This window comes from Streptomyces sp. N35 (assembly GCF_016464295.1).
Classification (GTDB): domain Bacteria; phylum Actinomycetota; class Actinomycetes; order Streptomycetales; family Streptomycetaceae; genus Streptomyces.
Window position 1 is genome coordinate 6583 of record NZ_JAEIMH010000053.1, and the last position, 7195, is coordinate 13777.

The following is a 7195-nucleotide window of genomic DNA, read 5'->3' on the forward strand; positions in this document are numbered from 1 at the left end:
CGCGGGCGGGCCCTCCCCCCCGTGGGGGGCCCGGGCACCGGTGGATCGGTAACCGGGCTGCTCCTACAGCTCCTTGATGCGGATGTCGCGATACGAGACGACGTCGGTCACGCCGTGCACCTGGATCCCGATGTAGCCGGACGCGAAGCGCCGGCCGTCCGTGCCGGGATCGTCGGACCGTGGGGGCTCGAAGACCTGGCCGCCGGTGTTGTCGAACTCGTTGATCAGCACACCGTTGCGGAAGATCTTGTAGTGCTGGTCGACCACCTGGATCTCGTAGTCGTTCCACGTGCCCTTCGGGGTCACGCCCGCACCGGCGAGACCCACGCGGTCGAAGCCGTAGATCGAGCCGGTCTTGTACATGTCGCCGACGGGACTGTCGAACTCCTGCACCTCATGCCCGTACTTGATGGCGACCCACTCCGGACGCGACTCCTCCGGGTGGTCGTGCACCCACGGGAAGCGCACGAAGACACCGGAGTTGGCGTTGCCGTTGGCCGGGGCGTCGTCGCGCCACTGGAGCTTCAGGGAGAAGTCCGTGTACTTGCGCTCCGGGAACCACAGCATGCCCAGACCGGCCTTCGAGGTGCCCGAGGTGATCGTGCCGTCCGGGTTGAGACCGAACGAACCGCCGCCCACGTGCTGCCACTTGTCGAACGACCGTTGCGTACCGTCGAACAGCGGCGTGTAGCCCGTGGTGTTGCCGGGCGTACCGATCCCGGACGCCTTCGCGGCCTGGTAGACCAGCCGGCCCTCACGGGCGCTGATGACGCCCTCGGCGACCACCCGGTCGCGGACGGTGTCCACGTGCTTGAGGAACAGCGCGTGCGAGGACCAGGACCGCTCGTCCTCGATCAGCTCGCCGATGGTGCAGCGCGCCTTGGTCATCCGGTTGGGCACACCCGAGTTGACCGTGCCGACGAACACCGTGTCGCGCTCGTCGAACTCCGGGCAGTTCGGGGCCTCGGGGCCCGCGCCCTGGACGACGGTGAACGCCGTCTGCTGTGCCTCGGACCCGTTGCCCGCCTTGTCCGTCGCACGGTAGGCGACCGTGTGCCGGCCGAATCGGTCGAGGACCAGCGGCTGCGTGTACGTGACATAGGGCGCGCCGTCGAGCGAGTACTCGACCTTGTCCACACCCGAGTCGTCGTCCGTCGCCGTCAGCGTCACCTTGGCCGAACCGACGTACGCCCCATCGGAGTTCTTGTTCCCGTCGACCTTCGCCGTGACCTCCGGCGGGGTCTTGTCCTCGGCCGGCGCCGCGACGAGGGTGAAGTCGACGCTCTTCTCGGCCGCCGCGTTGCCGGCCTTGTCCGTGGCCCGGTAGCGCACCTTGTAGGTGCCCGGGTCGTGGAACATCACCGGAGCGGTGTACGGCTGCCAGGCGCCGTCCGCGCCGATCGCGTACTCGGTGGTGTTGACCCCCGAGCCCGCGTCCGTGGCCGAGACGGTGACCGTGGCCATGCCGACGTACTGGCCCTGGTCGTTCCGCTCACCGGTCACGGCGGCCGAGGTCTCCGGCGCCGTGGTGTCATCCGTGTCGGGCGCGACGACCTTGAAGGACTCGCTCTTCTCGGCCGCCACGTTGCCCGCCTTGTCGGCGGCCCGGTAGCGGATCTTGTGATCGCCGACCGTGTTCACCACGACAGGACCGGTGTACGGCTGCCAGGCACCGTCGTCACCGACGGCGAACTCGGTCTTCTCGACGCCCGAACCACCGACCTCGTCCTCGGCGTCGACCGTCACCGTGGCCTGGCCGATGTACGCGCCGTCGGCGTTCTTGGTGCCGTCCACCTTGGCCGAGGTGACGGGCGCCGTGGTGTCCTCGCCACTGCCCTCGGTCACGACGAGGATGCCCTGCATCGTGCCGTGGCCCGGGATGGTGCAGTGGTACAGGTACCGGCCCGGGGTGAGGACCACCTCGGCGGTGTGCCTGCCGCCCTGGTCGTCGTTGGGGTTGGCCAGGATGTTCAGCGGTACGTCGTTGTTGTACTCGGGGTCCGCGATGTCGAAGGTCAGCGTGTGCGGCATCCCGGTGGTGTTTCCGGTCGCCTCACTGTTCTCGAAGACGATCGTCGTCGCGCCCGCGACCGCGGTGGTCGGCGCCGACAGATAGCGGTCGATCGGGTCGCCCGCCGTCCAGGTCAGCGTCTGCGCCGCGGCCGCCGACGGGTCCGCTGGCGGGGGGTCCCCCCCCGCGGCCCACGGGTGGCGGGGGGCCCCACTCCTCGCCGTATGCCACGGGTGCCGAGAGACCCAGCACGAGCAGCAGGGTGGCGAGCAGGAGTCTCAGCGGTTTCATCCGCCGCATGTACTGCACGTGCTTTCTCACTGGGCTGCCCCTCTCGCCAGCTGGTTCGCCGCCGGAGTCGCCGCGCCGCCGTGGTAACCGACCTTCCACAGCGCCGACTTGGCGTCCGAGGTGAAGAAGCCGCGCCCGTAGTCGAGGACGTACAGGGCGCCGTCGGGACCGAACTTCCAGTCCATCAGGTTGTTGATGGCGTCATTGCCACCGGGGATGATCTTCTTCAGGGACTCGGCGTGCACCGGGGTACCGCCCTTGCCGACCGTCCTCGGGTCGGTGAGGATCGCGTGCCGCGGCTGGTCGCCGAAGTAGAAGTCACCGACGAACCACTTGCCGTCCCAGTACGAAGGCCACTTGCCCTCGCCCGTCGCGGCCGCGTCGTAGCGGTAGACCGGACCGTTCATCGTGGCCTGGCCGCCGCCCTTGAGCCACGGAAGCAGGAACTTCTGCTCCTCGGCCTTGTACGACGGAATGCCGTTCGCGTCCCGGGGGAAGTCAGGGCCGCCGCCCGCGGGGGAGTACCAGATCGTGTTGGACGTGATCGGCGGCAGCTTCACCAGACCGTCGTTGTTCGGCGACTCGTTGCGCGGGGCGTCGCAGTTGTACCAGCCGAGCGGCTTGGTCGGATCGGGCAGATTGCGGTCGCGGTAGGGCTGCTTGTTGCCCATGCAGTACGGCCAGCCGTGGTTGCCCGGACCGGTGATCGCGGCGAATGTGTCGTACTTCGCCGGACCCCAGGTCGTCGACGGCTGTCCGGCGTCCGGGCCGACCCACCCCGCGTACAGGATGTCGGTCTTCTGGTCGACGAAGATGCGCGCCGGGTTGCGTACGCCCATCACATAGATCTCGCCGCGGGTCTTGCCGCCGCCCTCGTCCGGCTCCTTGCCCGTGAACAGGTTGCCCGCCGGGAGCGTGTACGTCCCGTCGTCCTCGGGGTGGATGCGCAGGATCTTGCCGTTGAGGTTGTTGGTGTTGCCCGCGGTGCGCCGGGCGTCCGCGAAGGAGACACCCTTGTAGTTGGGCTCGGGGTTGTTGCCCGAGTAACCGTCGCTGAACCGCGAGGAGTTGTTGTCGCCGGTCGCGATGTACAGGTTGCCCTTCGAGTCGAAGGACATCCCGCCGCCCGCGTGACAGCAGCTGTGGATCTGCACCGGCCACTGCAACAGGACCTTCTCGCTGGCCAGGTCCAGCTTGTTGGTCGCCAGGTCGAGCGTGAAGCGGGAGACGTAGCGCTGTGCCATCCGCTTGTCACGGTCGATCTTCGCGTGCGGTGTGTAGTGCAGGTACACCCAGCCGTTGGTCAGGAAGTCCGGGTCGAGCTCGACGCCGAGCAGCCCCTCCTCGACCTTGATCAGCTCGTCGCCGCCGCCCTTGTTGCCGAAGACGCTCAAGCTGGCCGCCTTGGTGACCTGCTTGGTCTTCGGGTCGTAGACGTGGACCTCGCCGTTGCCCTTCCCGATGTTCGGGTCGTTCCAGTCGGTCACGACGGGCTGCGAGGAGTCCGCGCCGCCGCGGCCGATGTACAGGATCCGGCCGTCCTTCGCGGTCACGAGACCGTGCGGCTCACCGATCTGGTCGTTGAGGCCCGGCTGGTTGGGCACGGTCAGGCGCTCGGCCTTGTAGTTGCTGTCGATCGTGGCCTTGCAGTCGGCCCGCACCAGACGCGTGGTCCAGTTCAGCGCGCCGCGCAGATGTGCCCGGAAGTCCGTCTCGGAGTACGCGTCCGCCGTACCGCCCATGGCCGTGTAGAAGGACCGGCCGCCGTCGTAGTCACGGCACCAGGAGACCGGGTGGTCCCAGCCGTTGGCACCCGCGCCCGGCTTGTACGAGGCTTCGCGGACGCGCGCGATGGTGTGGACCTTGCCCGACGGGTTCTCCTTCCAGTTGAACCACTTGTCGGGGCGCTTCCACTCCAGCGGAAGGCCGGTGTTGGCCGGATGCTGACGGTCGCCGACCTCGACGGTGGCGCGCTGCGCCGTCGCGCCGCTGCCGGCCGCGGGGCGCGCGCCGATCAGACCGGTGAACCAGTCCGAGTACGGCTCCGTACGCGCGGCGTCGTGCAGACCGACGAAACCGCCGCCCGCCTCCATATAGGCCTCGAGGCCCAACTCCTGGTCGGCGTCGAGGACATCGCCGCCGCCGGTCAGGAAGACCACGGCGTTGAACCTGCCGAGACGGGTGTCGTTGGTGAAGACCGATGCGTCGTCGGTGGCCGTGATGGTGAAGCGCTGGTTCTCCGGACCGGTCAGACCGATCCGCTCGATGGCCTCGATACCGGCGTTGACCACCGGTGACTCCTCGGTGGCCGAGGAGTGGAAGACCAGGACACGCACATTGCTGCCGCCCGGCGGGGACGGCAGTGACATCGTTGTCTGCTCGGTGGCGGTCCTCGGCGGGTCCGGGTAGGGACGCGCGGTGGCCGGTGATGTGGCGAGCAGTCCCACGGTCATGGCCCCGGCCGCGATCCCGGCCGCCCAGGCTTGTCTCGATCTGCGTCTGGCTGTGGTCAACCCTCGGTGTTTCCAGGGCTGTTGATGCGGTGATGACCGCATGTGTTCACCCACCCCTCGTCCGTTACGGCATCAGCGCCTAGGAAAGTAGACGCCTTTGGCCGACCCGCCAATAGCTATGACCGGACTGACCCGAACTTTGTCCTGAGTGTGGATAAACAAAGTTCCCGTCGCTACCGTGTGCCCGTCCCTGGTGACGCCTAGGGCCCTTCGGATGGATCAGCCGGGCCCTGGGGCTCATCAACATCCGTAGCGGCATGGGGAGTTCGTAGATGACCGAGCAGGCGGCCAGCAGTCCCGAGAACCTCGGCAGACGCGTCTTCAACCGGCGTCTGCTCGCCGGTGGAGCGGTGGTCGCCACCGGTCTGACATCGATGTCGGCGGCCGGATCCGGGAGTTCCGCGTCGGCCGTGGCGGAGGCGGCGGTCGCGCCCGCTGGCGGCGCGGTGCGCCATATGAAGCTGTACGTCGAGGCGTTGGCCGACGGGCAGCTGGGCTACGGCCTGGAGAAGGGCAAGGCGTCCATACCCGGCCCGCTGATCGAGATGGTCGAGGGTGACACCCTGCACATCGAGGTCATCAACACGCTCGACATCGACGTCTCCCTGCACCCGCACGGTGTCGACTACGAGATCACCAGCGACGGCACCCGGCACAACAACTCCCATGTGGAGCCGGGCGGTTCACGCACGTACACCTGGCGCACGCATGTCCCGGGCCGGCGCGCGGATGGCACCTGGCGTGCGGGGAGCGCCGGCTACTGGCACTACCACGACCATGTCGTCGGCACCGACCACGGCACCGGCGGCCTGCGCAAGGGCCTGTACGGTCCGCTGATCGTGCGCCGCAAAGGCGACATCCTGCCGGACAAGACCTTCACGATCGTCTTCAACGACATGACGATCAACAATCTGAAGACGGGCCCTGATCTGAAGGCCACGGTGGGCGACCGCGTGGAGATCGTCATGATCACGCACGGCGAGTTCTACCACACGTTCCATATGCACGGTCATCGCTGGGCGGACAACCGCACCGGCATGCTCTCCGGCCCCGAGGACCCCTCGCCGGTGATCGACAACAAGATCACCGGGCCCGCGGACTCCTTCGGATTCCAGATCATCGCCGGCGAGCGGGTGGGGGCGGGGGCGTGGATGTACCACTGCCACGTCCAGAGCCACTCCGACATGGGGATGGCCGGGTTCTTCCTGGTGGCGAAGCCGGACGGGACGATCCCGGGGCATGACGGGGGGCATACGGCGCATGGTGCGGCGCCGAAGGAGTCGGGTGACTCGAAGTCGACGGGCGAGGCGAAGTCGACGGGCGAGCCGAAGGCGTCGGGCGACTCCAAGGCGTCGGGCGGCGACTCGGGAGCGGCGCACCACCACTGAGCGCTGAGTGCTCCCGTCCGCTTCCCTGGTTGCGGGGCGGTTGTCAGTGGCCGGTGCCAGACTCGAAGGCGGCAGGGCAACGGGACCCACAAAGGAGTGGATCATGCTCACCACCCGTTTTGTCACCGGCTCATTGGTCTGGGTAGACCTCGGCACCCCGGATATCGAGGCGGCCAACGCGTTCTACGGAAGCCTCTTCGGCTGGGAGGCGCAGGCCGCCGAGGAATTCGGCGGCTATGTGACCTATCGCAGCAACGGAAAGGCGGTCGCCGGAGGTATGCAGGTCTCGCTCGAGGAGGGCGAGCCAGGCTGGGGCATCTACTTCCAGACGCCCGACGCGGACGCGACCGCCAAGGCCGTCGAGCAGGCTTCGGGCGCCGAGCTCATGGCGCCCATGGACGTCGGACCGCTGGGGCGCATGGCGCTCTACAGCGATCCGGCAGGTGCGGGCTTCGGCCTGTGGCAGCCCGGCGAGATGAAGGGATTCGAGCTCGTCAATGAGCCGGGCTCCCTCAACTGGGTCGAGCTCTACACCACCGACGTCCCCGCGGCCGCCGCGTTCTACGGAGCGGCGCTCGGACTGCAGACCAGCGCGGTCGAGTTCCCCGGCGGCTCGTACACAAGCGTGCACCCGGCGGGCACGGACGACGAGGGGATGTACGGAGGGCTCGTCGACCGGTCGGACGACCCGGTCGAGGCCGAGCGGGGGCCGCACTGGCTGCCGTACTTCGAGGTCGCGGATGTGGACCGGGCCGTGGCCAAGGCGCGTGAGCTCGGGGCGAGCGTGCAGATGGAGCCCACGTCCATGACGGGCGTCGGGCGGCTGGCCAAGATCACGGACCCCTTCGGGGCGCGGCTGGCGCTGATCAAGGGCGATCCGGACCAGGCGTGACGCGCTGTGTGACGCGCTGAGCGTGGGGGCGGGGGGCCCTTCCGGGGGGGCCCCCCCCCGGGTCCCCGGCCTCCCCCCGGGGGGAAGTGTCGGGGGGGCG

3 protein-coding genes and 1 pseudogene are annotated in these 7195 nt (G+C 68.5%); 2 read left to right on the top strand and 2 right to left on the bottom strand.

What is annotated here, in order from left to right:
* Positions 1–63: 63 nt before the first annotated feature.
* Positions 64–2311, bottom strand: a pseudogene (locus tag JAO81_RS26495) (OmpL47-type beta-barrel domain-containing protein).
* Positions 2312–2328: 17 nt separating this feature from the next.
* On the bottom strand, positions 2329–4857 hold the full coding sequence (locus tag JAO81_RS26500) for a ThuA domain-containing protein (protein WP_199550453.1): 2529 nt from the start codon (positions 4855–4857) through the stop codon (positions 2329–2331).
* Between the two features lie 230 nt (positions 4858–5087).
* Between JAO81_RS26500 and JAO81_RS26505 the strand changes: the two genes are divergently transcribed.
* Entirely contained in the window at positions 5088–6203 is a 1116-nt protein-coding gene (locus tag JAO81_RS26505) for a multicopper oxidase domain-containing protein (RefSeq protein WP_199550454.1), read from the top strand.
* Between the two features lie 103 nt (positions 6204–6306).
* A complete protein-coding gene (locus tag JAO81_RS26510; protein ID WP_199550455.1) occupies positions 6307–7095 on the top strand; it encodes a VOC family protein in 789 nt (262 codons plus the stop codon).
* Positions 7096–7195 lie beyond the last annotated feature (100 nt).